Source organism: Streptomyces sp. NPDC107546, assembly GCF_055639175.1.
The window spans coordinates 56,642-80,740 of sequence record NZ_JBVKBA010000011.1; the positions used below are offsets into that span (position 1 = coordinate 56,642).

The following is a 24,099-nucleotide window of genomic DNA, read 5'->3' on the forward strand; positions in this document are numbered from 1 at the left end:
TAGGTGGCGTCCAGCGCCGCCTTCACTCGCCTGCGGTCGGCGCGCCGGGGGCGACGGACTCGTCGACGAGTGTGGAGGCCTCGATGCGCGGGGTGGTCAGACCAGCTCGGCCAGGCGCTCCCCGAGCAGGAAACCGGGTCGCCCGCGCGGGAGGGGCCGCCGCCGATGACGACGAGCCTCCTCCGCGCAGACGTCCTGGCCGGTCACGATGGAGCCGTTCCCGGAGGCGGGCCGGACAGCTGGACGAGACGCATGAGGCGCGGGACGCCGTCGGGGTGAAGAGGCTCGCCGTTCTCGTGGTTCAGACGCGTTCGGTCTCGACCCGGTCATCTCCCGCGCGCCGGTGGCTCACGGGTCAACGGGCGTCGCCCACATCCACCACCCGCTGGAACTGGCCATGCGCCGCGCGGAGGCAGCCCGCCGCCATGTAGGCGTGGCCCAGGCGGGTGCGGATGTCCATTTCCAGCCAGTCGTGGCCGGGTGCGGGAACGCGGGACAGCAACTCGAACCGCTGGAGGGCGAGTCTGTGGAAGGCTATGGCCGCCAGCAGGTCTCCCTCGGCTTGTTCGACCGTACCGAGGCGGGTCAGGCTGCGGGCGCAGAAGAAGAGGTCCCCGGACTGCTCGGCGAGGTGGAGCGCCTGGCGTAACAGGGCCTTCGCCTCGCCGTGCCGACCGAGCCGGAGGTGGCCGTCGGCGGCGATGCTCAGGATCCTGCCGAGCTGGTGCGGCCTGCCGATCGCCTCGGCGTGGACACGGGCTTCGGCGTAGTGGGCCAGCGCCTCTTCGTCCCGTCCCGCGTACTGGTGGGCGCGGCCCAGAATGAGCAGGGACATGCAGCTGAACCAGTGGTCGTTCCCCGGGCCGGATACGTCCAGTGCCGCGGTGACGTGGGCGATCGCCAGGTCGCCCTCGCCCACACTCACGGCGACGGCTCCCAGTCCGGCGAGCGCCCGGGACTCATTGAGCCGGTCGCCGCGGCTCCGGCTGAGGTGCAGTCCCTCGGTGAACAGGGCACGCGACTGCGCATACCGGCGCTGGTACACGGCGGTGTAGGCCAGGCAGCCCCTGAGCGACGTGGCCATCCGGTCGTCGGTGCTCTCCGACACGCGCGCCAGCGCGATCTCCAGCGCCGCCTGCGACTCGGGATAGCGGCCCTGCCGGGTGAAGTAGTCGCACAGGGCCTCCGCGATCCAGCAGGCGAAGTCGATCTCGCCGTAGGCGACCGCGTTCCCGACGACATCGGGGAGTTCGCCGCCTGCCGCGTCCAGCCAGGCCTCCGCGTCCCGCCAGCCCTCGAACAGTGCCTCGGCGGGCCGGGGTCCGGTGGGGAAACTCACCGCGCCCCAGTCACTGGCGGTCCGCGCCGCGTCGAGGACCACTCGCAGCGCCGCGCGGCGCGCGACGGCCGCCTCCTCCGGCACCCTTTCCGCGACCCGGCGGGCGAACACCCGCACCAGGTCGTGCAGCCGGTAGCGGCCCGGCCGTGGCTCCTGGAGCAGGCTCACATCGACCAGGCTCGCCAGGACCCGCTCGGTCGCGCGGGCCGGCAGGCCGAGCATGGCCGCGGGCATCAGCGCGTCGAACTCGACGGTCGGCACCAACCCCAGGCTGCGGAAGGCGCGTTGCTGCGAAGGGGTCAGATGCTGGTCGTACGACAGCAGGAAGTTGGCCTCCACACTGCGCTTCCCGGCGGTCAGCTCCTCCATGCGTGCCTCGTCGCCCGCCATCCGGTCCACCTGCCCCCGCACCGGCCAGCTCCGTCGGTTCTGCAGCCGCGACCCGGCGATGCGCAGCGCCAGCGGCAGGCCGTCGCAGAGTTCGGCCAGTCGGTTCACGGCCTCCAGGTCGTCGTTCGCGCGCTCCGCGCCGATGAGATGGGTGAGCAGGGCAACCGCGTCCGCGCTGGTCAGGGGCTCCAGGGTGATCCGGCGGTCGGCGTCGAGTTCGGTGAGCCGACGCCGGCTTCCCACCAGCACCCTGCTGCCGGCCCCGGCCGGAAGCAACGGCCGTACCTGATCGGCGTCCAGGGCGTCGTCCAGGACCAGCAGCAGCCGTAGCCCGCTCGTCGCGGTCCGCCAGGCGGCGGTGAGTTCGTCGAGGTCGGCCGGCAGCTCGCCTTTGGCCGCGCCGAGCGAGCGCAGCAGGCGGTGCAGGGCCTGCTCCGGGGACTGCCGCCGCTGGGTGCTGTGGGCGCGCAGGTCGACGAAGAGGCAGCCGTCCGGGTACTCGGTGCAGATTTCGCGGGCCGCGCGGACGACGAGGGCGCTCTTGCCGACACCGGCCGGGCCGTCCACGGTCAGGACGGCCACCGACTCCGGCGGAAACGGCTCCGTGAGTAGCCGTAGTGCATCGTTGCGGCCGATCAAATACCCGGCGTCGCCCGGCAATTGGTTGACAGTACGGCGGACGTGGGGCGGTTGGTCGACGGCGGGCCGGGGGTGGGGTGGGTGGTCGGCGGTGCGGTGAGCGTGGGGCAGCTCGTCGGCGGCACGGCCGGCGTGGGACCGTTCGCAGGCGGCGGCTTGGACACGCGGCAGTAACCCGGCGTCCCGGCGCAGCACGGCCAGGTGCACCCCGGCCAGTTCCGGCCCTGGATCCACCCCCAGTTCCTCCTCCAGGCGCCCGCGCATCTCCTCGAAGACCCGCAGCGCCTCGCCCTGGCGTCCGCTGCCGTACAGGGCACGCATGCGGTAGGCAGCCAGCGACTCATCGAGCAGATCGGCGGTGGAAGGGGCGGCGAAGTCGTCCAGCGCGTCCGCGTACCGGCCGAGCAGCATCAGGCACTCCAGGCGGGCGAGCCTGAGCTCCCGCCGGCGCTTGGCCAGCCGGTCCCGCTCGGCATCGGCGAACGGACCGGGCAGGCCGGCCAGCGGCTCGCCCCGGAACAGAGCCAGCGCGGCGGCCAGTTGGCCGGCGGCGGTGGCCGGGTCGCCGTTCATCTTGGTGCGCAGCGCCTCTACGGCCCGTTCCTCCAGGTCCGTCACATCGAGTACGGCCGTGCCGGCGACGAAGCCGTACCAACCCTGTCCGCTTCGGATCACCGATTCGGCGGGCGGCGTGTTCTCGGGGTCGAGCCTGCTGCGCAGTTGCTTGACGTAGATGGCCAGCACATTGCGCCCGGACAAGGGAGCTTCCGTGCCCCACACCGCGTCGAGCAGCCGCTCATGGCCGGCCCTGCCCCATCGGCCGAGCAGCAGAGCGGCCAGGAGGGCCTGCGCCTTGACCGATCCCAACTCCAGGAGTGTGCCGTCCCGCCAGGCCCGCAACGGCCCGAGCAGCTCGATCCGCAGCCGCTGAGGAGCTTCGCCGTCCACCACCCCAGAACCCCCGCCCCGCGCACCAGCGGCGCTTCATCGCCAGTACATCGCCGCCTGCCATGGTCGCAGACCTGACAGTGTGCCGCCGCGAATCGCGGGGAACGAAGGGAGTCCTGGTGAGCGAAGTGGAGTTGGTGGCCGCCGCCCTGGCCGCGGGAGCCTCGGCGGGGCTCACGGACGCGGCTCGCGAAGCCGTCCGCGATCTGTACGCCCGGCTGCGCGACCGGCTGGCCGGTAAGGGGGATTACGGCGTACGCGTCCTGGACGCGCATGAGTCGGACCCCGACGCGTGGGGGAGACGGCTGACCGAGGTGCTCACCGGCATGGGGGTGGAGCGGGACGAGGAGATCCTCGCCGCCTCCCGCCGCGTCCTGCTCGGCGTGGAACGCCGGTCCGGGGCCGTCGTCGTGGACGCGCGCGGCGCCCGGGGGGTGCTGAACGGCGACCACAGCACTCAGAACAACACGTTCAACTGACGGTACTCATCCATGCCCTCGCAGTTCGATGTGAACGCCTCCGGCGCCCAGGGCGTGCTGAACGGCGACAACAACACCCAGAACAACCAGTGGATCGTGGTCGGCGCCCGGACTCTGCTGACCGTGGTGCTGGTGGCGGCCGTCGCCGCCGTGGGGACGCTCGTGTTCGCGGTGTACGACAAGGACGCGCGGTCGAAGGCGTCGCCGTCCGAGACGCCCGTCTCGCAGGCGTCGTCGTCCTGGAAGCCGGAGTCCGCCCCGACCACCGACTCCCCGGCCCCCTCCGAGCAGAAATCCGAAGCGACCCCGGAGGACAGCGAAGAACCCGTCTCCGAGTCGCCGAGCCCCACGGCCTTCGACGTCACGACGCTCGACGACGAGGCCACCGACGGCACCCCGGTCACCCCCTCGGCACTGCTCGCGGCCTCCTTCACGGACTCCAAAGGCGTGCATTACACGCGCCGCAGCCAGGGCGTGCACTCCTGCGCCCAGGCGGGCCGCAGCGCCCAAGTGCGCGCCACGCTCGAGCGCCTGGGCTGCTCCGGCGGTGACATCGTCACCGGGACGTACATCGACGCGGGTGGAAACATCATGGTCTCGGCGGTGGTTGTCCCGTTCGCCGACAAGGGCACCGCAGGCAGTGCCTATGAGCAGTTCAAGGACACACCCACCGGCGATTGGTCCTACTGGTGCCCGCTGGAGGGCACCGGCTCCGCCGTGTGCCGCGACTCCGGCGCGCTCCAGGCGACCCAGTTCGGCTACACGACCTGGAAGCACCGGTACCTGATCCGCACGGTGGCCCTCTACATCGACCTGCGGCAGGACAACGGCCTCCTGCCCTGGCTGGTGGCGGCGTCCAACCAGGGTTGCGTGTCGGCGGGACCGGACAACTACCCGGCCAACCAGTGACGTGTCGTCAAGTCGGCGAAGTGGCCCACTTCGCCTCACGGACGGGCCCGGGCTCCTCTTCGGCAGGTCGGGCCGTCGGTCACCCCGGGTTCGGTGAATCTGCACTGCGAATGCGCAACTGCGGCACGAGGTGCGAGGGATCTCCACGACGGGCTGCCGACGCGCGTTCCATTGGCGCGGAATGTCTGGTCCCGCATCACGGGGGAAACGCCGGTCCCGCCCCGGCTCGGTGCGGCGTGTGGAGAAACCGCCACCAATTCGTGCGCGCGCCTTTACGTATGCGACGCCTGCGCGGTCAACCGCCCTGGTGGAGGCGCCGATTGATTGGATAGCCGGCGCGCTCCGTGCTTTGATCTCTGGCGCCGCGGGGTCGTGCGAAGGGTGGCCGGTAACGGATGCCGCACGTCCGCGGTCGCGGCCCGCCACCTGTCCCCAGCGGGACGCTCCCCCCTTGCGGAACACCACATGCGAAGGGAAGTTCCATCATGAACTCCGCTCCCCAGGTTCACACCGCCGAGCTGTCCGACGCCGAGCTCGACAACGTCTCCGGCGGCCTGGCCCCGCACGCCAGCGCGGTCGTCGGCCCGACGACGGTCAGCGACGCGGACGTCCTGGCCCAGGTCGGCACCGTCGAGGGCGTTGCCCTGGGCACCGTCGGCACCCTCGGCGCCTACCACCAGGCCGGAGTCAACGTCTCCTTCTGATCGCCGGCTCGAAGGGGGCCGTCCGGCCCGCGCTCCTCGCGCGGGGCGGACGGCCCCTTCTTGTCGTGCCGCCCCGGCTCACGCCGGGTAGGGGGCGGCCTCGCGTGCCGTCCGAAGTGCGCCCGCCCACCAGGTGAGTTGGTCCAGCAACGTCTTGGCGTACCCGGGGGCCTGGGGGTCGAGCGGCTGACCGTCCTGCCACGCCGTGAAGTAGTTCGGGAAGGCGAGACCGTCGCGGATCGTCACCGCGTGCAACTCGGTCAGAACGTTCTCCAGATGCAGTACGGCATGTCGGCCGCCTGCCGCGCCGCCGTAGCTGACGAACGCGACCGGCTTGGCGGTCCAGTGGGTGAAATGCCAGTCGATGGCCGCCTTCAACGACGCCGGATAGCTGTGGTTGTACTCCGGCGTGACGATGACGAACGCGTCCGCGCCGTCGAGTGCCGACGTCAGGGGCTCCATCCCGGCCGGACGGGGGTAGTCGTCGCCCGCGAACTTCGGCGACACGGCGGGCAGGGCCAACGGCACCTCGACATCGGCCAGATCGACGACCTCGACGTCGAATGCCCCGTGGGCACGGGCCTGACCGGCGACCCATGAGGCCACCACGGGACCGAACCGGCCCTCCCGGACGCTGCCAACGACGATCACCAGCTTGTGCGTGTTCTCCATGCCCACCACCATCGGCCGCCGCGGCGACCCCGACCAGGCCGGGCTCAGGCTGGCCCCCGCAGGGCCACCCTCAGCACTCCGCGAGGAGCAACGCGTCACCGTATGCTCACGGCATGGGTACACCGTTGGGTGACTTCGTCCGGGCCAAGCGCGACAGCATCCAGCCGGACGAGTTGGGGATACCGGATCACGGCCGCCGCCGTTCACCCGGTCTGCGGCGCACGGACGTGGCCGTGCGGGCCGGCATCAGCGTCGAGTACCTGACCCGTATCGAGCAGGGCCGCGACCGCAACCCCTCCGTGGCGGTGGTGAACGCGCTCGCGGACGCCCTCAGTCTCGACCCCGCGGAGCGCAACCACCTGCGCTACCTCGCGAAGATCAGCGGCGGTGAGTGTGTCGCCCACACCCGGCCGGCGCCGCCTCGGCGCGAGGTCCGGCCGTCCGTACTGGAGACCCTGCGCCTCCTCGAGCCGGGGATCGCGCTGGTGACGAACCGTCTGGGCGACGTCCTCGCCCAGACCGGCGGCTACGCGTGGCTGATGGACGGAACCGGGTTGCTGGAGTCCGGCGCACCCAACCTCACCCGCTATGTGTTCACCGACCCCCGCGCCCGCACCTTCTTCGCCGACTGGGACGACATCGCGGACCAGCAGGCCTTCGACCTGTGGCTCGGGCCGTCCGTCGAGAACTCCGAGTGGTTCACCGCGGAACTCGCGCCCCTCGCCGGTCCCGACTTCACGCGGCGCTTGAACCGGCACATGGTCCCGAAGCGCGGCGTCCTCCGACTGAACCACCCCACGGCACACGAACTCCGCTTCCACCGGGAGACGCTCGAACTCTCCGCGGACGCGCAGCAACTGGTCGTTCACCTGCCCGCGGACGAGGAGACCGCCCGGAGCGTCGATCAGCTCCGCCACGAGTCCTTCGGCCACCGGCCCCACGGCAGGCTCCGCGCCGTCACCTGACACACCGTCGTCGGGCGAGGTGCGAAGGGATACCCGGTTCGGGGCAGCGGCCGTACCGCCGCTCCCCCGAACCGGCCCCTGGACCTACTGACCACCGCCCAGTGACTACTGCCCGGTGACTACTGCTCGCCGAGCATCTTCTTCATCTCCGTGATCTCGGCCGACTGCGACGTGACGATCGACTTCGCCATCGTCTGCGCGGGACCGTAGGTGCCCTTGGCCCCCTCGGTCCTCGCCATGGCGATCGCGCCCTCGTGGTGGCCGATCATCATCTGGAGGAAGGCCTTGTCGAAGGCGCCACCCGACAGGTTCTGAAGCTTCTTCATGTCCCCGTCGGACATCATGCCGGGCATCGACGAGCCGGAGTGGTCCATGCCCGGCATGCTCTCCATGCCGGACCCGCTGCCGTCGGGGACCTTCTCGCCCCACGCCTTCAGCCAGCCCGACATGGTGGCGATCTCCGGGTCCTGTGCCTTCCGGATCCTCGCGGCGAGGTCCTTGACGTCCTGGGAGGAGGCCCGCGACGGGGCCAGATCGGCCATGGCCACGGCCTGGCGGTGGTGCGGGATCATCTCCTGCGCGAACGTCACGTCCTGCGCGTTGTGGCCGCCCTGCGACGCGGAGGCGGCGCCCGAGGGGGCGGCCGAGGGGGCGGCCGGGGACATCGACCCCATGCCGTGGCCGGAGTGCCCCGACGAGGAGGAGGGCGAGGAGGAGTCGCTGCCGCCGCAGGCGGTCAGCACCACCGCTGCGGTCGCGGCCGCGACCAGCACGGCGGTACGGCGGATCGAGGAACGGCGAAGTGCCATGAGAAGTACAGCTCCTTGGAGAACCCGCGCGGGCGCGCGGGAAGAACGGATCGTGAGACGGACCGGAGCACGCCACCTGGGAGGGGAGGTGTCGTGCGGGCGCCTCTAGATCCGCAGAAGCTGTAGTTCGGACAGGTCGGGCGGAGCCCGGCCGTCGGCCGTCCGTGCGACCGGGTCACCGGAGAAGGCCGCGGCGCACTCCCCGGGGACCGTGAGCGCGGGCAGCAGGGCGGGCGGGACGTAGGAGGCGGCGGTGCCCCCGGCCGCGCACGTGCCGCCGGAGTGGTCCATGGCCATCCCGCCATGGCCGGCGTTCGACAGATGGGGGCACGCGCAGTCGTCCGCGGGAGCGGGTGCGGCTGCGGTCCGATGCCCTGCCGTACCCGGAGCCCCCACCATGACGTGCTGCCCCGCCGACGGCGTCCCGGACGGCGACAGCGCGTGCATGGCCAGCACCCCGGCCAGCACCGCCATCACCAGCGGCACCCGGCGGACACGGCTCACAGAGGAGCGGGTGCGCACGCCGGACGTCATGGCGCCCATCGTACGGAACCACCCGCCGCTCCCTGCGCAGACCCCCGGACGCCGCCCGCCGCTCCCTGCGGAGACCGTCCGGCCTTCAGCGCGGCCCGGGAGGTTCAGGCCGCCAGTGGATCCAGCGTCAGAGGCTGGATCCTGCCCTCCAGCATCGCGCCCAGGCCCTGCACCGCGCAGATGTCGGGCCGTTCGGCGATGTGCACGGGCATGCCGGTCGCCTGGCGCAGCATCTCGTCGAGCCCCGGCAGTAGCGCGCTGCCACCGACCATCATGATCCCGCGGTCGGCGAGGTCGGCCACCAGATCGGGCGGGCAGTCCCGCAGCACCTTGCCGATGCCGTCCAGGACGGCGGTCAGCGGGGTCCGGATGGCGTTCCGCACGGCCGCCGTGTCGACCTTGACCGAGCGCGCGAGCCCGGTCGCCACGTCCCGCCCCATGATCTCGGTGGAGGCGGGCCCGTCCGAGGTGAACCCGCCCGCGCACAGGGCGAGCCGCAACGGCCGTACGGACTGGCTCGGCAGCATCAACGCGTGCTCGTGGCGCAGGTGTTGCACTATGGCGTGATCGACGGCCTCGCCGCCCACCGGGATGCGCTCGGCGGTCACGATGTTCCCCAGCGACAGCACCGCGATCTGCGTGGCGGCGGCCCCGCACACCATGATCATGGAGGCTTCGGGCTGCTCGACGGGCAGCCCGCACCCCACGGCCGCCGCGACGAGCGTGTCCACCAGCTCCACCCTGCGCGCCCCCAGTCCGACCAGCGTCTCGACGGCCGCGCGCTGGGCCAGCGGGTCCGCGTCGTGCGGGGTGCAGGCTGCGGCCCGCAGCCGGGGCTTGCGGCGCAGGCTGCGGCGGAGCTTCTCGCCGAGCAGATGGCGCAGCATGCGCTGGGCCATCTCGATGTCGACGACGGTGCCGCCGGAGACGGGCCGTACGACGCGGATGTACTCGGGCGTGCGGCCGGTCATCTTCTCGGCGAACTCACCGACCGCGATCAGCGCGCCCGTGCGGGTGTTCACGGCCGCCGCACTGGGCTGGTCCACCACCAGACCGGCGCCCTTGACGTAGACGCGGGTCCTCGCCGCGCCCAGGTCGACGGCGAAGTGGCAGCGGCGCAGCTGGTCCAGGCTGACGGTCATGGCGGTACCTCCCGAGAACGGACCGCGGGCGGGCCGCCGGGCGGCGGGCCTCTTCTCCGCATCCTCTGCCGTGACACGGGCCCGCGCCCCTCGGGGTGGTCCGGGCGGGTGGTCCTGGGCGCGTCTCGCACGGGGGACCCTGTCCGGGGTCGGCTCGTCACGTAGCGGCGCCGGCGATCCCCCGTACCACCCCCAGGTCGACCAGGTCCTGGGGCCGAACCCGGAGCTGGTCCGCCGTCTCCCGCACCTGCTCCGGCGGGCGCTTGAGTATCGCGGCGGCGAGCTCCGGGGCGATGACGGAGAAGTAGCTGTCCGGCGTGACCCACGTGTTGCCGGGGGCGGCGAGCGCGAGGGCGCCGCCTGAGCCGCCCTCGCCGATGACCAGCGTGGTGATCGGCGTACGGGCGGTGGCCACCGCGGCGAACAGGTCGGCGATCGCGGCGCCCGCCCCTTGCCGTTCGGCCTCGGCGTCGTTGGCGGCGCCCGGTGTGTCCACCAGCGTCAGCACCGGCAGGGACAGCCGGTCCGCCAGGCGGATCAGCCGGGCGGCCGTACGGTAACCGGCGGGCCGGGTCGCCGTGCCGGTCTGGGCGGCGTAGGCGATGGTCCGGCCGTCGTGGGTGCCGAAGCCGCACAGCATGCCGTCCCGGTCGGTGCCGCCGCACCGGTCGCCGCTGATGGTCGCCCGGCAGGTGAAGTAGGCGTCCAGGTAGGCGTGCGCGCGAGGGCGCTCCGGGGCGCGGGCGCGCCGCACCGCGTCCCAGCCGGTGGCCGGGAGGTCCGCCCGGCCGAGCGCGCCGGGCACGGGCGCGGGCTCGGTCGAGGGCGCCGTCAGCAGCGCCAGCCACCGGCCCAGCGTCTCGCGCAGCTCTCCGGGCCGTACGACCGCGTCGACGGTGCCCGCCGCGAGCTGCGCCTGAGCGGTGTACGCCGCCGGGTCGGCATCCGGTGGGCGCACCCGGGAGCCCGCGAAGCCGACCTGGGCGCCCGGCAGGGCCAGCACCACGTCGGCGCCCGCGCCCAGCGTGGCCCAGCCGCCACCCGTCGTCGGGTCCCGCAACACCGCGAGCTGGGGCAGGCCGGCCGCGCGGGTGAGCGCCGACTGGCGGGCCACGCGCTGCAACTGGGTCAGCGCGAGCATCCCCTCCTGCATCCGGCTGCCGCCCGTCGCGACGAGCGAGACCACCGGCAGCCGTCGCTCACGGGCGTGGACGTGGGCTGCCTCCAGCCGGTCCCCGGTGCGTTCGCCCAGGGAGCCGCCGAGGAAACCGAACTCGAACGCGATCAGCACGACCGGGGCGCCGCCGACGGTGGCGTGCCCGCAGACGACGGACTCCTCCTCGCCGGTGCGCGCGGCGGCGCGGGCGCGGGAGGCGTCGTAGCCGGGCCAGGCCAACGGACCGTCGGGCCGCCCGTCGCGCGTGGGGGAGGGGAGCTGCGCGAAGTCGTCGGCGAGAAGGGCGAGGGCGTCTCGCGCGGGCAGGCGCTCAGGCATCCCGCAGGGCCCGCTTCATGATCTTCCCCATGTCGTTGCGGGGCAGGGCGTCCAGGTACCGCACCACGCGCGGACGTTTGTGCGGGGCGAGCCGGCGGGCCACGTGGCCGGCCAGCTCGTCGGCACCGGGCGGCGCCGCGGGGTCCGTGGGCACCACCCAGGCGACGATCCGCTCGCCCAGGTCGTCGTCGGGCTCCCCGGCGACGGCGGCCTCCCGGACACCCGGGTGCTCGAGAAGCGCGTTCTCGATCTCCCCGGCCCCGATCTTGTAGCCGCCGCTCTTGATGAGATCGGTCGCCTTGCGCCCCACGATCCGCACGTACCCGTCGGGCTCGCGCACCGCCATGTCCCCGGTGCGGAACCAGCCGTCCGGGGTGAACGCGGCGGCGGTGGCGTCGGGCCGGTTGAGGTACTCGGTGAACAGGTTCGGCCCGCGCACCTGGATCTCCCCGACGCTCTCCCCGTCGCAGGCGGCGATGACGGACCCGTCCTCCTCGACCAGCCGCAACTCCACACCCGGCAGCGGAACCCCCACCGTCCCCGCGCGCGCCTCCCCGTCCACCCGCACGCTGGTGTTCATCAGCGTCTCGGTCATGCCGTACCGCTCGACGACCCTGCGGCCGGTCGCGGCGGCGATCCGCTCATGGTCGTGCACCGGCAGCGCGGCGGACCCGGAGACCAGCAGCCGGGCCCCGGCGAGCGCCTTGGCCAGCTCCGGGTCGGTCGGCAGGGCCTCGGCGATGCGGTGATACATCGTCGGCACACCGAACAGCATGGTCGCGCCCTCGCCGAGCTCCCGCGCCACACCGTCCGTACTGAACCGCCCCAGGTGCCGCACGGACCCGCCGCGCCGCAGCGGCCCGAGGACGCCCAGCACCAGCCCGTGCACATGGAACAACGGCAGCCCGTGCACGAGCACGTCGTCGCCGGTCCACCACCAGGCGTCAGCGAGCGCGTCGAGGGTGGTGGCGACGGCACGGCGGGGGATGACGGCGCCCTTGGGCGGGCCGGTGGTGCCGGAGGTGTAGACGACGAGGGCGGGATCCTCGTCGCCGGTCCCGTCCTGCGGGAGAGTCCCGGAGCCGCGCACATCGACGTCGACGCGCTCCAGTGCGCCGACCGGGCCGGGCAGTTCGACGCCCGGCCCGGCGAGCACCAGCGACGGCGCGCTGTCCGCCAGGATGTGCCCGAGCTCACCCTCCCCGGACTTCGGGTTGAGCGGGACGAAGGGCACACCGGCACTCAGCGCGGCGACCGCGGCGACGGCGGTCTCCAGGGAGGGCGTGGCCCACACGGCCACCCTCCCCTCCCCGCCGATCCGATCGCCGATCCGCCCGGCGAGCGCACCCGCCGCCGAGGCCAGCTCCGCATAGGTCAGAGCCCGCTCCCCGAACCGCAGGGCGGGCCGCCGCCCGGCCGAGGGATCGGACAGTGCCGGAAAGAGGGAGGACACGCGGACACTCCTTGCGTCGAGGCGGACACGCGGACGGGACCTACGGACCCATCGTGCCGCACAGCCCCGTCCGCCATGCGGCCTCCACGACCTCCGCCACCACGCAGCAGCACGGTGCGTCGAGGATGGGCGGCGGCCTCCTCCGGTGTCAGCCGACCCTCGTCGATCATCGACTGGACGACCGTGTGGTCGTGCGTGATGCGGAACAGTTCGCCGTCGCAGGAGATACGCCCGGGAGTCACCGATGTGGACGAGGGCGAGCTCCGTTCCGCCACCCATGCTGGGGCTTCACAGAAGGTGAAGGTCAACGGCCCGTGCCCGGTTCCGCGCTGTGTTGTTAGCCTGCGCGGAGGAATCGTCGCGGAACATTCGTCGTTCGAACAGGAGTCCAGTAATGGCCCGAGTCGCACTCGTCACCTGCCGTCCCGGGCCGGAGGTCAGTGTCGACCGCGATCTGCCGGTGCTCGTAAGGGAGTTGCGGACGGCGGGGGCCGAGGCCGACGCCGTGTACTGGGACGACGCGGACGTCGACTGGGCGGGCTACGACCTGGCCGTGATCCGGTCCACGTGGGACTACAGCTGGCGGGCGGCCGAGTTCACCGTCTGGGCGGAGCGGTGCGGGAAGGCCACGCGGCTGGCCAATCCCGCGGACGTCGTGCGCTGGAACACCGACAAGCGGTACCTGGGGGACCTGGCCGCGGCGGGTGTCCCCACCGTCCCCACGCGGTACATCGCCCCCGGCGACCCCGCCGACCTGCCCGGCGACCACGAGTACGTCATCAAGCCCACCTCGGGCGCGGGCGCGCGGTTCGCCGCCCGGTACACGCCCGGCGAGCACGACACAGCCGTACGGCAGCTCGCCCGTCTGCACGCCGAGGGGTTCACGGCGATGGTGCAGCCCTATGTGGAGGGCATCGACGTGAGCGGGGAGCGTGCGGTGCAGTTCTTCGGCGGGCGGCTGCTGCACGCCAGCCGGAAGGGCGCCGTCCTCGCGCCCGGAACCCCGTACGACGAGAAGAAGGTGGCCCACCCCGGCCTGGAGCCCTGGACCCCGACCCCGGCCGAACTCGCCACCGCCGAGCGCGCCCTGGCCGCCGTACCGGGCGGGGCGGAGCTCCTCTACGCCCGCGTCGACCTGGTGGACGGGGCGGAGGGGCAGCCGTGCGTGATGGAGCTGGAGCTCGTCGAGCCGAACCTGTTCCTCGACCTCCACACCGGGTCCCTGCCCGTGGTTGTGGACGCGATCCTCACCGCTGCCCGCTGACGCCCACCCGCTGCAGCAGCCCCCAGGTGAACTCCGCGGCGACCTGGTGGCGTACGCCCCGCGCGTCCGGGGCCGTGAAGGCCAGGCCCCAGCGGGTCGGGGCCGTGCCCTCCAGGGGGCGGGCGGGAGCGAAGGCGCGGGCCGCCTCGTCGACCGTGCAGGACCAGGGGGTCAGGTCCTCCAGGGTTTTCAGTGGCGGGGACGGTGCGCCCGGGGCCCGTACCAGCCACTCGTTCCACACCACCCCGTTCGGCGCCACCAGGACCTCGAAGCGCAGGTCGGGCCAGAGCGGGACCGGCCACAGCAGGGCGTCGCAGTCCAGGTCGCCGATGCGGCGGGGGGTCGTCGACTCGGGTTCGCCCAGGACCGAGCGGATGAGGGCACCTCCCATGCCGTTAAGGCCTTGGGGCGGGGAGAGGGCCGCGCGGGAGCGCGGTGAGCGGACCATCGCCTGCCAGCGCTTGTTGGCCTCGCGCATGTCCGCGACCGAGACGCCCAGCTCATGGCGGGCGTCCTCCACCAGGTCCGGATTGTGGTCGGCCATACGGCGCAGCAGGACCAGCTGGAAGTCGCGGGGCGTGAAGGCGGACGGCATGCTCTCCATCCTCGCTGACCACCTGCCGAATCCTGCACCTCGCACGACCATTGCCGCCCCGGCGCACTATGACTAGCCTGTGTTCGTCATGCCGATCGCCAGTTGAAATTTCGAACATGGAGAGGGGGCCGGTCGTGGGACGCCTCGTACCTGCCGTCACCCGGGCTCTCGACATCCTGGAGCTCTTCCTCGACGGGGACGGCACGCTGTCCGCCCCCGACATCGTGCGCAAGCTCCAGCTGCCGCGCACCACCGTGCACGAGCTCGTCACCACGCTCGCCGCGCGCTCGTACATCGTGCCGGTGCAGGGACAGCCGGGACGCTACCGCCTCGGCGTCCGCCCGTACCAGCTCGGCAGCCGCTACGCCGAGCAGCTCGACCTCGCCGCCGAGGGACTGCAGGTCGCCCGGTCCGTGGCCGAGACCTGCGACGAGACCGTCCATGTGGCCATCCTCGAGGGCACCGACGTCATCTACATCGCCAAGGTCGACTCCACGCACGCCGTGCGCATGGTGTCGGCGGCCGGGCGCCGGCTCCCCGCCCACTGCACCTCCGTCGGCAAGATGCTCCTCGCGTCCCTGCCCGAGTCGGAACTCGCCGCCCGTGTCCCGGACGACGCCGAGCTGGTCGCGATGACTCCCAACAGCATCACCGACCCGGCGGCCCTGCGCGAGGCCCTGGCCCGGATCCGCGCCCGCGGCATCGCCGTGGAGAGCCGCGAGTCCAACCCCGACGTCAGCTGCGTCGCCGCCCCCGTGCGCGACCGCACCGGGCAGGTCGTCGCCGCACTGTCCATCTCGGTGCCCATGATCCGCTGGAGCGACGAGCGCCTCGCCGAGCTGGAGCAGCTCGCCGCGAAGGGCGCCGCGGAACTCTCCGAGCGGCTCGGCCACCGGAGCGTCGCATGACGACGAGGTACGAGCTCGCCGTACGCGAGGAGGCGGCCCTCGGCGAGGGCCCGACGTGGGACGCCGACGGCGGTCGGCTGATCTGGGTCGACATCCTGCGATCGCGGGTGCACACGTACGACCCCGCCTCCGGGCGCCGCACGGTCATGACCACCGAGCAGCACGTGGGCGCCGCCAAGCCGCGCTCCGGCGGGGGTCTGGTGCTCAACCTCCGCGACGGCGTGGGCCTGCGCGACCCCGACGGCACCTTCCGCTGGCTGCACCACGAGCCGGTCCCCGGCCGTCGCGGCAACGACGCGGCCGTCGCCCCCGATGGCTCCCTGTGGGCGGGCACCATGCGCTACGACGAGGCGCCGGGCGGCGGCACCCTGTCCCGGATCACCGGCGACGGCACCGTCCGCACCGTCCTCGACGACGTCGCCGTGAGCAACGGCACCGGCTGGAGCCCCGACGGCCGGCTGATGTACTACATCGACTCGCCGACCCGCCGCATCGACGTCTTCGACGTCGGCGACGACGGGCTCCCGGTGGGCAGGCGCGCCCTCGCCCACGTCGACCGGGGCTTCCCCGACGGGCTGAGCGTCGACGCCGACGGCTGTGTGTGGGTCGCCCTGTGGGACGGCGGCGCGATCCACCGCTACACCCCGTCCGGGGACCTGGACCGCGTCCTGGAACTGCCCGTCGAACGCCCCACCGCATGCGCGTTCGGCGGCGCGGACCTGGCCGACCTGTACATCACCACCGCCCGCACGGGCTTGGAGGCCCCGCACCCGCTCTCCGGCTCGCTCCTCGTCGTCCCCGGCGCCGGAAAGGGCCTGCCGCAGCCCGCGTTCGCCGGCTGACTCCCGCGGGTCACCCGGCCGGAGAGCCCGAAAAGCCGGGGGAGTCCACCAGCCTCACCGGGACTCCTCCGGCCGCCCGCCCCAGCAGCGTCAGTTCCACGGCGCCCGGCCCCGAGGGGGTGGTCCCGTCGGCCAGGACCGCCAGCGCGAGCGTGTTCGGGCCCCGGGTGTCGAGTACGCCGTTAGGCAGGACGAAGGTGCGCTGGGGGCCCACGTCGTTGACGTACTGGCCCATGTTCCAGCCGTTGAGGAAGATCTGCGCCCGGTAGGCCCGCGCCGGATCGTCCCTCAGGGTGAGCCCGATGGACGCGTCCGTGCCGGGACCGACGGCCAACCGGAACCGCGTCCGGTACCAGACCACGCCCTGCCCCCGCTCGGCACGCGGAAGCGGGACCGCCTCCCAGTCGCCGTCCGGGAACCCGGGCAGATGCCAGCCGTGCCGCTCCCCGTACAGCCCGCCGTTGTTCAGCGGGCCGCGCACCGGGTCCGGGGCCGCCTCGCCCTGGATCCGCCAGCGCACCGCGGGTGACGCCCCGTCGAAGGCGACCGAGACCAGGCCCCGGCCCGCCTTGTGGCTGTCGTTCGCCCCGCCGTCCTCGTCGTGCTGCATGCGCCGGACCAGTACGGACAGCACGCGCGTTCCCTCACCCGGCGCGATCGGGATCGGGAACGCCGCCGTGGCCGACCACGTCCCCTTGCGTACGGTCTTCGCGTCCGGCACGGGCATCCGGTGCGTGCCCAGCGGCTTCCCGTCCAGCCACGCCATCAGCAACCCCTGGGTGCCGGAGACGTACGTGAGAGACACGGACCCGGCGCCGGTCGCGCCCCCGAAACGGCCCCGGTACCAGACGTCCCCGTAGTGGAAGCCGTAGTCGTCGGCGAAGAGGACGGGCCGTCCGGCCGGCACGGGAGTCGTGGCGTTCGTCGTCGTCCGGTCGGCCGTCCGCCACGCCGAGTCGTCGAAGTCGACGGCGGCCTCGGGGTTCTCCGCCCTGCGGCGCCACCCGGTCAGCGCGGGCAGCCGGACCGGTGCCGCGCCCGGCAGCCGCCGGGTGGCGCGCAGACTGCCGGACGGGGTGTCGCGCGCGGGCACGGTAGTCCCGTTCCAGACGACCTCGGTCACCCCGGGCGGTGCCCACACCTCCAGATCCGCGTCGTCGACCGTGTCGCCGGTGAGCTGTGCGGTGGTGCCGCGACGCTCGGCGGTGCGCAGCAGGGCGGGCCCGTACACCAGGAACGGCCCCGACGCCGTGTGGCGCGGCCATAGCCGTACGGACGTCCCGTCGTCCGCGAGGAGCAGCAGCAGCGGACGCGCCACGCCTCCGCCCTCCACCAGCACCCGGGCGAGCCCGCCGAGCCGCACGTCCAGGCGCAGGGCGCCCTGCGCGTACGTGTGCGCAGCGTCCCCCTTCAGCACGGTGACCCTCGGCTCGCGCGGGCACTCCAGGACGGTCGTCGTCGGCTCGCCCGAACGGCCCGTGAACACGGCGACGTCCTGCCGCCCGACGGCCAGCCGCAGCATGGGCTGGGCGGAGGAGTACCGCAGCGTCCGCCGCCCGAGCGAGATCCCGGCGGCCAGCAGCCGGGCGTCGAGGCCGGGCACGGGCACCCGGACGGTGGCCCCGGCGACGGGGACGGCGGCCTCGGCTTCACCGGACGAGTCGTTGCGCAGCACGTACACGTGCGCCCCGGTGTCCGGATTGAGCAGGTGATACGCCCTGAGCGCCGAGCCGCCGCCGACGTCGACGTCCTCCGCCCGGTCCAGCTGGGCCAGGTCCGGCACGGTGAGCAGCAGGTGCCCCATCTGGTGCATCGGGACCAGCTTGGCGGTCGGCTGCCTGGCCTCGTCGAGGGCGGCGCCGTAGTCGTACGACGTGTAGACGACCGGCGCGGGCAGCCACCCCCACGACGTGCCGCCGAACGTCATATACACGTTGTGGATCTTGATGCCGTTGGCGAGGTTGGTCAGGTAGAAGCGCCGCTCGTACGCCGCGTCCCGGGTGCGGCGCGACTGCGCGTACCCCTTCCCGCCGAACTCGGCCCCGCCCCACGGGTCGAACCAGCCGCCCCCGAATTCGGCCAGGAAACCCGGGGTGTCAGGACTCGCGGTGGACCCGCCCTTCGTCCCGCCCGGTCCGAAGTACCCCCAGTCCGGCGGCGGGCGGAACGGCGACGGATACCCGTCGAAGCCGTACAGCCAGCGCCCCCGCTCCCCGCCGGTGTCGCACGTGCCGGGCGCCCAGTAGCCGTTGCGGCCCTTGTCGTTGTGGAAGAGCGGCACATCGATGCCGTCGGCGCGGACCTTGTCGTACAGGTGGGCCATGTAGTCGCGGCCGGCGGCCTCGGTGACGTGGTTCGCGTACTCGTTCTCGAGCTGGTAGAGGACGATCGTGCCGCCGCCGCCCGTGTACAGATGCCGCACGGCGATCCGGTTGACGGCCGTCAGCCACTCGTCCACGTGACCCAGATACGTCGGATCGGAGGTGCGGGCCGTGCCCGGCGTCGCGGTCAGCCAGCCGGGGAAGCCGCCCGCGTCGACCTCGGCGTTGATGTAGGGGCCCGGGCGCAGGATCACGTACAGACCGGTCTCGGCGGCCGTACGCAGGAACACGTCCAGGTCGCGAACGCCCGTGAAGTCATGGTGGCCGGGGGCCGAGGAGTGGAAGTTCCACGCGACGTAGACGCTGACGGTGTTGTACCCGTGGCCGCGCATCTTCTGCAGCACGTCCCGCCACAGCGACGGGCTCGGCAGCCGGAACGGGTGCATCTCGCCCGACCACAGCACGACCCGCCGGCCGTCGACGATCGTCGAGTACCGGTCGAAGCCGACGGTGTGCGCCCGTCCGTCCGCCCGGGGCGGATCCGGGGGCGGCCCGGTCGGGGCGCTCACGGCGGCGCACTCCTCACCGCTGCCGCCGAGCGCCAGACCGAGCGCGGCAGTGCCGGTGATCATATGGAATGTACGTCTGCTCATCACCACGTCGGGATTGTCACTCGTGGCAGGCATCAGAATGGCCGCATGAGGATCTCGGCACGGGCGGATTACGCGGTACGGGCGGCGCTGGAGCTGGCCGTGCGCGAGGGCGCGGCCCCGGTGAAGGCGGAGACGGTCGCAGCCGCGCAGGGCATCCCGCACAAGTTCCTGGAGGGCATCCTGGGCGATCTGCGCCGCGCGGGCCTGGTCACCAGCCGGCGCGGCGGAACCGGCGGCTACGCCCTGGCCCGGGAGCCGTCCGCGATCACCGTGGCGGACGTCATCCGCGCGGTGGACGGTCCGATCGTGTCGGTACGGGGGGAGCGGCCCACGGGCCTCACCTACACGGGCTCGGCGCAGCCCCTCCTGCCCCTGTGGATCGCCCTGCGGGCGAACGTACGCAAGGTCCTGGAGGGCGTCACGCTCGCCGACATCGCGACGGACGCCCTCCCGGAACCGGTCCGCCGTCTGGCCGCGGAACCGGCGTCGTGGGAGAACCCCTGAGGCCTGGCCCCGAGGCGGGCTACCCACTCGGACGGCACAGCAGCGGTTTGGCCAGTTCCGTGCAGGGGCGGTCGCCGTGGGAGCGGATGATGTCCTTGCCGACCTCGTCGGAGAGGTAGCGCAGGAAGCCGGCGGCGAGGGAGTCGGCGGGCGGCTCGCCGTAGGTGTAGGCGTACTCGGTCTGCCAGTACGGGTAGGCGCCGCCGTCGACGCCCTCCAGCGTGGCCGGGTAGCCGTCGATGCGGACGGGCTGGACACCGGCGTGGGCCGTGGCCGCGCCGACCTCGCTGTGGCCCAGGGCGCCCGGGGTCGAGGCCACGGTGTCCAGGAGGGTCTGGGTGTCGCCGACCTCGCAGCGGCCCGGCCCGGCGGTGTCCATGGCGGCGCAGTCGCTCGCCGTGACGCCCGGCAGCCCCTGGTTGCCGAGGACGCGGAGTTCGAGGGTGGTGCGGGTGCCGGAACCGGGGTAGCGGCTCACGAGGTGGATGGGCACGTCGTTGCCGCCCACCTGCTTCCAGTTGGTCGTCCTGCCGGCGTAGATGTCCCTGATCTGCTTCAGCGACAGGTCCTTCACGCCCGCGTCCGGGTTGACGACGAGCGTGAAGAGGGAGAGGGCCACAGGGCGGGGCAGCAGTTGCGGGTGGCCGGTCCCGCTCTTGGGGCCGTCGCTGAACGCCAGACGGTCGCCGAGGCCCTGGCCGCCCTTCGGCTGGTTCTGCTTCCCTGCCGCCTCGAGGGCGTTGAGGCCGGGGACGCTGCCCTTGAAGGTGTCGTTCGAGAGCGGGATGTGCGCGTCGGGGCACGTCTTCTCGTACTGCCGCGCGGCCTCCCGCAGAACCGGCGCGAACGCGGTGGACCCGGACAGGGCGAGCGTGCCCTTGGCGCAGTCCAGCGGCGCGGGCTTCGGGTCGCTGCGCAGGAGCATGAAGAGGGACTGCCCGATGAGCACCAGGACCAGGAGGACGAGCAGCACCCGGACCGGCTTCGCGGCGAAGGGGTAGTACTCGGTCTTCCGCATCCTGCCGCGGCGGACCCCGCCCACGATGCCGCCGACCACCTCCGGGTCCGGGAACGTCTGCTCCGTGAAGCCCGCCTCGCGTTCCAGCACCGCCAGCACCTTGTAGTGGTCGCGGCGGTTCAGCTTCACCTTGGGCAGTTCGATGAGCCCGTCGCTGACCCCGAGGCCCGGCACCGGCTGAGGAGTGTCCCGGCCGTTGCCGGAGGGGACGAAGAAGCTGCGCAACTCGCTGCGGCTGAGTTCGGTGACGACCATGCCGACGACCCGGCGGCCCCGGAACATGACCTGGATGCCGGCCCGGGCGCCGTCGGGCGCCAGGTAGTCGTCCTCCACGATGGGGGCCCGGCCGCTGTTCTCGATGCGCAGCAGGACGAACGACGGGTCGTGCAGGGACGTGCCGTTGTGCTGCATCTGCCGCAGCACTCCCGCGTACGGCGCGGCGGCCGCGTCCTGGGCGGTCGTGTCCATCTGCACGCGGTAGCCGAGGAGCTTCCGGCTGCCGACGACGAACTCCCACAGAGCCGCGGCACCGGAGACGGCCAGACCGACGACGGCCAGGGTGGTGTCCCAGGGAAAGCCGTTCACGGCCAACTCCCCTACGTCACAAGGTGGATGGGGAGGTCATGGTGGCCGGAGCGGGCGGGTGACGGGGAGGGGGAAGGTCGTCTTCCATGGTGAATTCACTGGCATGTCATCCCGGGCCACCGGGCGTTTTCCGCCCGTTGGGCACGGGAAGGGGTGGTGGCTGCCCTGCGCCACCACCCCGAGTCGCGGATCAGGCCCGTCAGTAGGGGCCGTTGACGTTGTCGATCGAGCCGTAGCGGTGGTAGGCGTAGTTGCACGCGGCGGTGATGTTGGCTACCGGGTCGTAGATGTCCCACGAGGTGCCCGGCACGTGGTACGCGCGGAAGGTCGGGTCGATCACCTGGAGGAGGCCCTTCGACGGGATGCCCTTCGCGGCGTTGGAGTCCCAGAGGTTGATGGCCTTCGGGTTGCCGGAGGACTCGCGCATGACATTGCGGTAAATGCCGTTGTAGGACCCCGGAATACCGTGCTGCTTCATGACCGCAAGCGAGTGCTTGATCCAGCCGTCCAGGTTGTTGGCGTAGATCACGCCGCTGGAAGCCGGCACGGTTTTCGTGGCCGGGGAGGACACGGTTTTCTTGATCGAGGAAGACCCGGTGGGAAGAACCAGGACCTGACCCGGCCGGATGAGGTAGGGGCTGGAAAGCTTGTTGGCCGCTGCGATGGCCTGCCAGCCGCCCGGCACATTGTGGACCCGTGCGATGGAGGCCAGGTGGTCGCCGAGCCGGACGACGTATGTGGTCGTGCCGGCGGACGTGGCCGGGGTCGCGGCGACGGCCGAGGCGGCCGGAGCGGCGTGGGCGGCCTGGGCCGCTCCGAGCACGGCCGTGCAGGCCAGGGCGAATGAGCAGGCGGTGACGGCGCCGCCGGTCGAGAACCGGCGGGCCCGGCGCGAGCGGTTGAAGGCGTGTTTGGGCATGGTGCGGTCCTTGGTCCGGGGATTGCATTGCCCGCAGTTGCCGGTTCCCCTCGACAAACAGCACCGCATTTCGTTTGCGGTGCGCTGCGGCGGGAACATTCTTAGCCGCCGGGAATAACTCGACAATTCCCCTTTTTACTAAGCAGGCTAGTTGTCGCCCGTGTCTCGGATTGGGCCACGTCAGCAAAATCGGGGGGTTAAGGACCGGGTAAGACACTATGGCCCATCGTAAGTGAATTGCGTCACTCGGGGTCGAACGGCATTTAAGGTGAGGCTATTCGATGGGCGAAACAGCCGCTTAGTGATGCCGCGGCATTTATAGGAGTAAATCGGACATCAAGGAATAACTCGGTGGCTTTTGTGCCACCCGGACGGCATCTGCGCCGCGGCCCTACCCCGCCTGCCCCATCCCCGCCGCGTTCGGCCAGGCCGGAGGGCTGGGCCAGCCGGTGGCCGGGGCCGGTGCCAGGCCGGGGATGCCGGGGGCGGGCGCGGTCACGCCGCGCACCTGGGCGGCGGTCAGACCGCCGCGCGCGGGGACGCCCGGCGGGGTGGGGCCGGTCGCCGCGGCAGGGACGGGGACCGGGATGGGCGCCGGGAACGGAGCGGGCGCGGGGGTCGGCAGCGGGGCCGGAGCCGGTGCGGGTGTGAGCAGTGGCGCGGGCGCCTGCGGCAGGGGAGCGGCCTGAGCTGCCGCGGGCATCGGCGTCCCGCCGACGGCCGGCTGCGCGGCGGGGAGCGGCGCGGCGGCCGGGAGCCCTGGAGCGGACCCCGCGGCCTGGGCGGCGAGCCCCCGCACCCCGGCCCCGTTGGTCTCGCTGACCAGGCGGTCCACCGCCGCCGTACCCGAGCTGTAGCCGGTCCCTTGGCTCAGCTCGGGCACGGCGGCTCCCCTCCTGGACCCGTAGAGCACCTGCTCCAGGGCGGACACCAGGCGACGCACGTCCACCTGGGGGCGCACCACGAGTCGCAGGAAGCGGCTGGAGGAGCCGATCTTGTTGCCGCACTCGCGGACCAGGATCCGGTGCTCGGCGAGCAGCCGGTCGCGGACCACGGTGCCCTCGGCACCCACGGGGAGGCGCACGAAGAGGAAGTTGCCCTGGGACGGGTAGACCGTAAGGCCGGGCAGCGCCGAGAGGTGGCCGGCCATATCCAGCCGGTCGCGACGCACCTGCTGCAGGCTCTGCTGGTACTCCGCCCCGTGCTCCCTGAGCATGAAGACCACGTGCTCGGCGAAGGAGTTGAGGTTCCACTTCGGCAGCATGGAGCGGATCCGGCCCGCGAGCGACGGGTTGGCGACCAGGTAGCCGAAGCGGACGCCGTGCAGGCCGAAGTTCTTGCCGAGGCTGCGCAGCACGACGACGTTGGGCCGCAGCATGGCCTCCTGCACGACGCTGGGGTCGGCCTCGGCGTCCGCGAACTCCAGGAAGGACTCGTCCACGACGACCAGGTCGAGGTCGGCCATCTGGTCCATGAACTGCACCAGGGCGTGCTTGTACTGGTAGCCGCCGTCGGGGTTGTTCGGGTTGCAGACGACGGCGACCCGGGTGCCCCGCTTGCGGATGAACTCGCCGTACCGGTTGAGGTCCAGGGAGAAGCCGCTGGACTCCTGGAGCGGGAACATGTCGACCCGCTTGCCGGTCTCCATGGGCTGGTCGGTCCAGCGGCCGAAGGTGGGGACGGGGACGGCGAGGGACTCGCGGACCAGCAGGTGGTCGATCCAGGTGATCAGCTCCGTGGAGCCGTTGCCCATGGCGACGCACTGCGGCGGCAGCTGGAGCAGACCGCACAGCTCGGCCGTGATCGTCTCCGCGCCGCTCGGGTAGTAGGTGAGGATCTCACGCAGCTTGCCGGCCATCTCCTCGAACATGGCGGGCGTGGGGAAGTACGGGTTGCAGGGGATGCAGAAGTCCACCGGGCCGACTCCGTCGTTCTCCCGTGTCAGCGCCGCCATCGAGGGGCTGTGCGCCGCGGAGCTGCGGAACAGCGAGGTGACGTTGTCTGCCAAGGCA

The 24,099-nt window shown here is 72.5% G+C and carries 20 protein-coding genes and 1 pseudogene; 8 read left to right on the forward strand and 13 right to left on the reverse strand.

The window, feature by feature from the left end:
• Positions 1-355: 355 nt before the first annotated feature.
• The gene (locus ACZ7L1_RS18115; protein WP_471438236.1) at positions 356-3,319 is read right to left on the reverse strand and encodes an AfsR/SARP family transcriptional regulator; all 2,964 of its coding nucleotides are present in this window, start codon (positions 3,317-3,319) and stop codon (positions 356-358) included.
• Positions 3,320-3,435: 116 nt separating this feature from the next.
• On the opposite strand from ACZ7L1_RS18115, the gene ACZ7L1_RS18120 reads away from it, so the two are divergent.
• The 3 genes from ACZ7L1_RS18120 (at position 3,436) to ACZ7L1_RS18130 (ending at position 5,408) form a co-directional block, all read left to right on the forward strand.
• A complete protein-coding gene (locus ACZ7L1_RS18120; protein ID WP_471438237.1) occupies positions 3,436-3,795 on the forward strand; it encodes a hypothetical protein in 360 nt (119 codons plus the stop codon).
• Positions 3,796-3,807: 12 nt separating this feature from the next.
• A complete protein-coding gene (locus ACZ7L1_RS18125; RefSeq protein WP_471438239.1) occupies positions 3,808-4,704 on the forward strand; it encodes a hypothetical protein in 897 nt (298 codons plus the stop codon).
• Between the two features lie 485 nt (positions 4,705-5,189).
• Positions 5,190-5,408: a class IIb bacteriocin, lactobin A/cerein 7B family gene (locus tag ACZ7L1_RS18130; RefSeq protein WP_403616137.1), complete on the forward strand. Its 219-nt coding sequence runs from the start codon at positions 5,190-5,192 to the stop codon at positions 5,406-5,408.
• A 78-nt stretch (positions 5,409-5,486) separates the two neighbouring features.
• Here the strand turns inward: ACZ7L1_RS18130 and ACZ7L1_RS18135 are convergent, their stop codons facing one another.
• A complete protein-coding gene (locus ACZ7L1_RS18135) occupies positions 5,487-6,080 on the reverse strand; it encodes an NADPH-dependent FMN reductase (RefSeq protein WP_471438241.1) in 594 nt (197 codons plus the stop codon).
• A 113-nt stretch (positions 6,081-6,193) separates the two neighbouring features.
• Here ACZ7L1_RS18135 and ACZ7L1_RS18140 point away from each other — a divergent pair, with 113 nt between their 5' ends.
• Complete coding sequence (locus tag ACZ7L1_RS18140; protein ID WP_471438243.1) at positions 6,194-7,045, forward strand: helix-turn-helix domain-containing protein; 852 nt, start codon at positions 6,194-6,196, stop codon at positions 7,043-7,045.
• 119 nt (positions 7,046-7,164) lie between these two features.
• On the opposite strand, the gene ACZ7L1_RS18145 is transcribed toward ACZ7L1_RS18140, so the two are convergent.
• From ACZ7L1_RS18145 to ACZ7L1_RS18170, 6 genes and pseudogenes are all read right to left on the reverse strand, one after another.
• Positions 7,165-7,854: a DUF305 domain-containing protein gene (locus ACZ7L1_RS18145; RefSeq protein WP_471438245.1), complete on the reverse strand. Its 690-nt coding sequence runs from the start codon at positions 7,852-7,854 to the stop codon at positions 7,165-7,167.
• 105 nt (positions 7,855-7,959) lie between these two features.
• Positions 7,960-8,388 carry a DUF6153 family protein gene (locus ACZ7L1_RS18150; protein WP_471438247.1) on the reverse strand — a complete coding sequence of 143 codons (429 nt, stop codon included), beginning with the start codon at positions 8,386-8,388 and terminating at the stop codon, positions 7,960-7,962.
• Between the two features lie 104 nt (positions 8,389-8,492).
• Positions 8,493-9,530: a rod shape-determining protein gene (locus ACZ7L1_RS18155; RefSeq protein ID WP_471438249.1), complete on the reverse strand. Its 1,038-nt coding sequence runs from the start codon at positions 9,528-9,530 to the stop codon at positions 8,493-8,495.
• A gap of 157 nt (positions 9,531-9,687) precedes the next feature.
• Complete coding sequence (locus tag ACZ7L1_RS18160) at positions 9,688-11,025, reverse strand: carboxyl transferase domain-containing protein (RefSeq protein WP_471438251.1); 1,338 nt, start codon at positions 11,023-11,025, stop codon at positions 9,688-9,690.
• Positions 11,018-12,478: an acyl-CoA synthetase gene (locus ACZ7L1_RS18165; RefSeq protein ID WP_471438253.1), complete on the reverse strand. Its 1,461-nt coding sequence runs from the start codon at positions 12,476-12,478 to the stop codon at positions 11,018-11,020. Before ACZ7L1_RS18165 ends, ACZ7L1_RS18160 begins: the two co-directional genes overlap by 8 nt.
• Before the next feature lie 101 nt (positions 12,479-12,579).
• Positions 12,580-12,748: pseudogene (locus ACZ7L1_RS18170) on the reverse strand (PP2C family protein-serine/threonine phosphatase); the annotation flags it as partial.
• 124 nt (positions 12,749-12,872) lie between these two features.
• On the opposite strand from ACZ7L1_RS18170, the gene ACZ7L1_RS18175 reads away from it, so the two are divergent.
• The gene (locus ACZ7L1_RS18175) at positions 12,873-13,742 is read left to right on the forward strand and encodes an ATP-grasp domain-containing protein (protein ID WP_471438254.1); all 870 of its coding nucleotides are present in this window, start codon (positions 12,873-12,875) and stop codon (positions 13,740-13,742) included.
• Here ACZ7L1_RS18175 and ACZ7L1_RS18180 read toward each other — a convergent pair.
• Entirely contained in the window at positions 13,726-14,346 is a 621-nt protein-coding gene (locus tag ACZ7L1_RS18180; protein WP_471438256.1) for a hypothetical protein, read from the reverse strand. The genes ACZ7L1_RS18175 and ACZ7L1_RS18180 overlap by 17 nt on opposite strands.
• A 125-nt stretch (positions 14,347-14,471) precedes the next feature.
• On the opposite strand from ACZ7L1_RS18180, the gene ACZ7L1_RS18185 reads away from it, so the two are divergent.
• Positions 14,472-15,245, forward strand: coding sequence for an IclR family transcriptional regulator (locus tag ACZ7L1_RS18185; protein ID WP_471438258.1), 774 nt, complete (start codon positions 14,472-14,474; stop codon positions 15,243-15,245).
• Positions 15,242-16,087, forward strand: a complete 846-nt coding sequence (locus ACZ7L1_RS18190; RefSeq protein WP_471438260.1) for an SMP-30/gluconolactonase/LRE family protein — start codon at positions 15,242-15,244, stop codon at positions 16,085-16,087. The genes ACZ7L1_RS18185 and ACZ7L1_RS18190 overlap by 4 nt, the downstream gene beginning before the upstream one ends.
• Positions 16,088-16,097: 10 nt before the next feature.
• Here ACZ7L1_RS18190 and ACZ7L1_RS18195 read toward each other — a convergent pair whose 3' ends face one another.
• Complete coding sequence (locus ACZ7L1_RS18195) at positions 16,098-19,040, reverse strand: beta-galactosidase (RefSeq protein ID WP_471438261.1); 2,943 nt, start codon at positions 19,038-19,040, stop codon at positions 16,098-16,100.
• Positions 19,041-19,106: 66 nt separating this feature from the next.
• Here ACZ7L1_RS18195 and ACZ7L1_RS18200 point away from each other — a divergent pair, with 66 nt between their 5' ends.
• The gene (locus ACZ7L1_RS18200) at positions 19,107-19,565 is read left to right on the forward strand and encodes an RrF2 family transcriptional regulator (RefSeq protein ID WP_388986703.1); all 459 of its coding nucleotides are present in this window, start codon (positions 19,107-19,109) and stop codon (positions 19,563-19,565) included.
• A gap of 19 nt (positions 19,566-19,584) precedes the next feature.
• On the opposite strand, the gene ACZ7L1_RS18205 is transcribed toward ACZ7L1_RS18200, so the two are convergent.
• The 3 genes from ACZ7L1_RS18205 to ACZ7L1_RS18215 all read right to left on the reverse strand — a co-directional run bounded on the left by ACZ7L1_RS18205 (position 19,585) and on the right by ACZ7L1_RS18215 (position 24,095).
• Positions 19,585-21,168, reverse strand: coding sequence for a substrate-binding domain-containing protein (locus ACZ7L1_RS18205; RefSeq protein WP_471438263.1), 1,584 nt, complete (start codon positions 21,166-21,168; stop codon positions 19,585-19,587).
• Positions 21,169-21,367: 199 nt separating this feature from the next.
• Positions 21,368-22,087 carry a transglycosylase SLT domain-containing protein gene (locus tag ACZ7L1_RS18210; RefSeq protein ID WP_471438265.1) on the reverse strand — a complete coding sequence of 240 codons (720 nt, stop codon included), beginning with the start codon at positions 22,085-22,087 and terminating at the stop codon, positions 21,368-21,370.
• A 391-nt stretch (positions 22,088-22,478) separates the two neighbouring features.
• Entirely contained in the window at positions 22,479-24,095 is a 1,617-nt protein-coding gene (locus tag ACZ7L1_RS18215) for a pyridoxal phosphate-dependent aminotransferase (RefSeq protein ID WP_471438267.1), read from the reverse strand.
• Positions 24,096-24,099: the final 4 nt, after the last annotated feature.

Coding starts and splice junctions, on each gene's coding strand:
- ACZ7L1_RS18125 (WP_471438239.1), top strand. CDS start 3,808: ATGCCCTCGCAGTTCGATGTGAACGCCTCCGGCGCCCAGGGCGTGCTG.
- ACZ7L1_RS18130 (WP_403616137.1), top strand. CDS start 5,190: ATGAACTCCGCTCCCCAGGTTCACACCGCCGAGCTGTCCGACGCCGAG.
- ACZ7L1_RS18135 (WP_471438241.1), bottom strand. CDS start 6,080: ATGGAGAACACGCACAAGCTGGTGATCGTCGTTGGCAGCGTCCGGGAG.
- ACZ7L1_RS18140 (WP_471438243.1), top strand. CDS start 6,194: ATGGGTACACCGTTGGGTGACTTCGTCCGGGCCAAGCGCGACAGCATC.
- ACZ7L1_RS18145 (WP_471438245.1), bottom strand. CDS start 7,854: ATGGCACTTCGCCGTTCCTCGATCCGCCGTACCGCCGTGCTGGTCGCG.
- ACZ7L1_RS18150 (WP_471438247.1), bottom strand. CDS start 8,388: ATGACGTCCGGCGTGCGCACCCGCTCCTCTGTGAGCCGTGTCCGCCGG.
- ACZ7L1_RS18155 (WP_471438249.1), bottom strand. CDS start 9,530: ATGACCGTCAGCCTGGACCAGCTGCGCCGCTGCCACTTCGCCGTCGAC.
- ACZ7L1_RS18160 (WP_471438251.1), bottom strand. CDS start 11,025: ATGCCTGAGCGCCTGCCCGCGCGAGACGCCCTCGCCCTTCTCGCCGAC.
- ACZ7L1_RS18175 (WP_471438254.1), top strand. CDS start 12,873: ATGGCCCGAGTCGCACTCGTCACCTGCCGTCCCGGGCCGGAGGTCAGT.
- ACZ7L1_RS18180 (WP_471438256.1), bottom strand. CDS start 14,346: ATGGAGAGCATGCCGTCCGCCTTCACGCCCCGCGACTTCCAGCTGGTC.
- ACZ7L1_RS18190 (WP_471438260.1), top strand. CDS start 15,242: ATGACGACGAGGTACGAGCTCGCCGTACGCGAGGAGGCGGCCCTCGGC.
- ACZ7L1_RS18195 (WP_471438261.1), bottom strand. CDS start 19,040: ATGATCACCGGCACTGCCGCGCTCGGTCTGGCGCTCGGCGGCAGCGGT.
- ACZ7L1_RS18200 (WP_388986703.1), top strand. CDS start 19,107: ATGAGGATCTCGGCACGGGCGGATTACGCGGTACGGGCGGCGCTGGAG.
- ACZ7L1_RS18210 (WP_471438265.1), bottom strand. CDS start 22,087: ATGCCCAAACACGCCTTCAACCGCTCGCGCCGGGCCCGCCGGTTCTCG.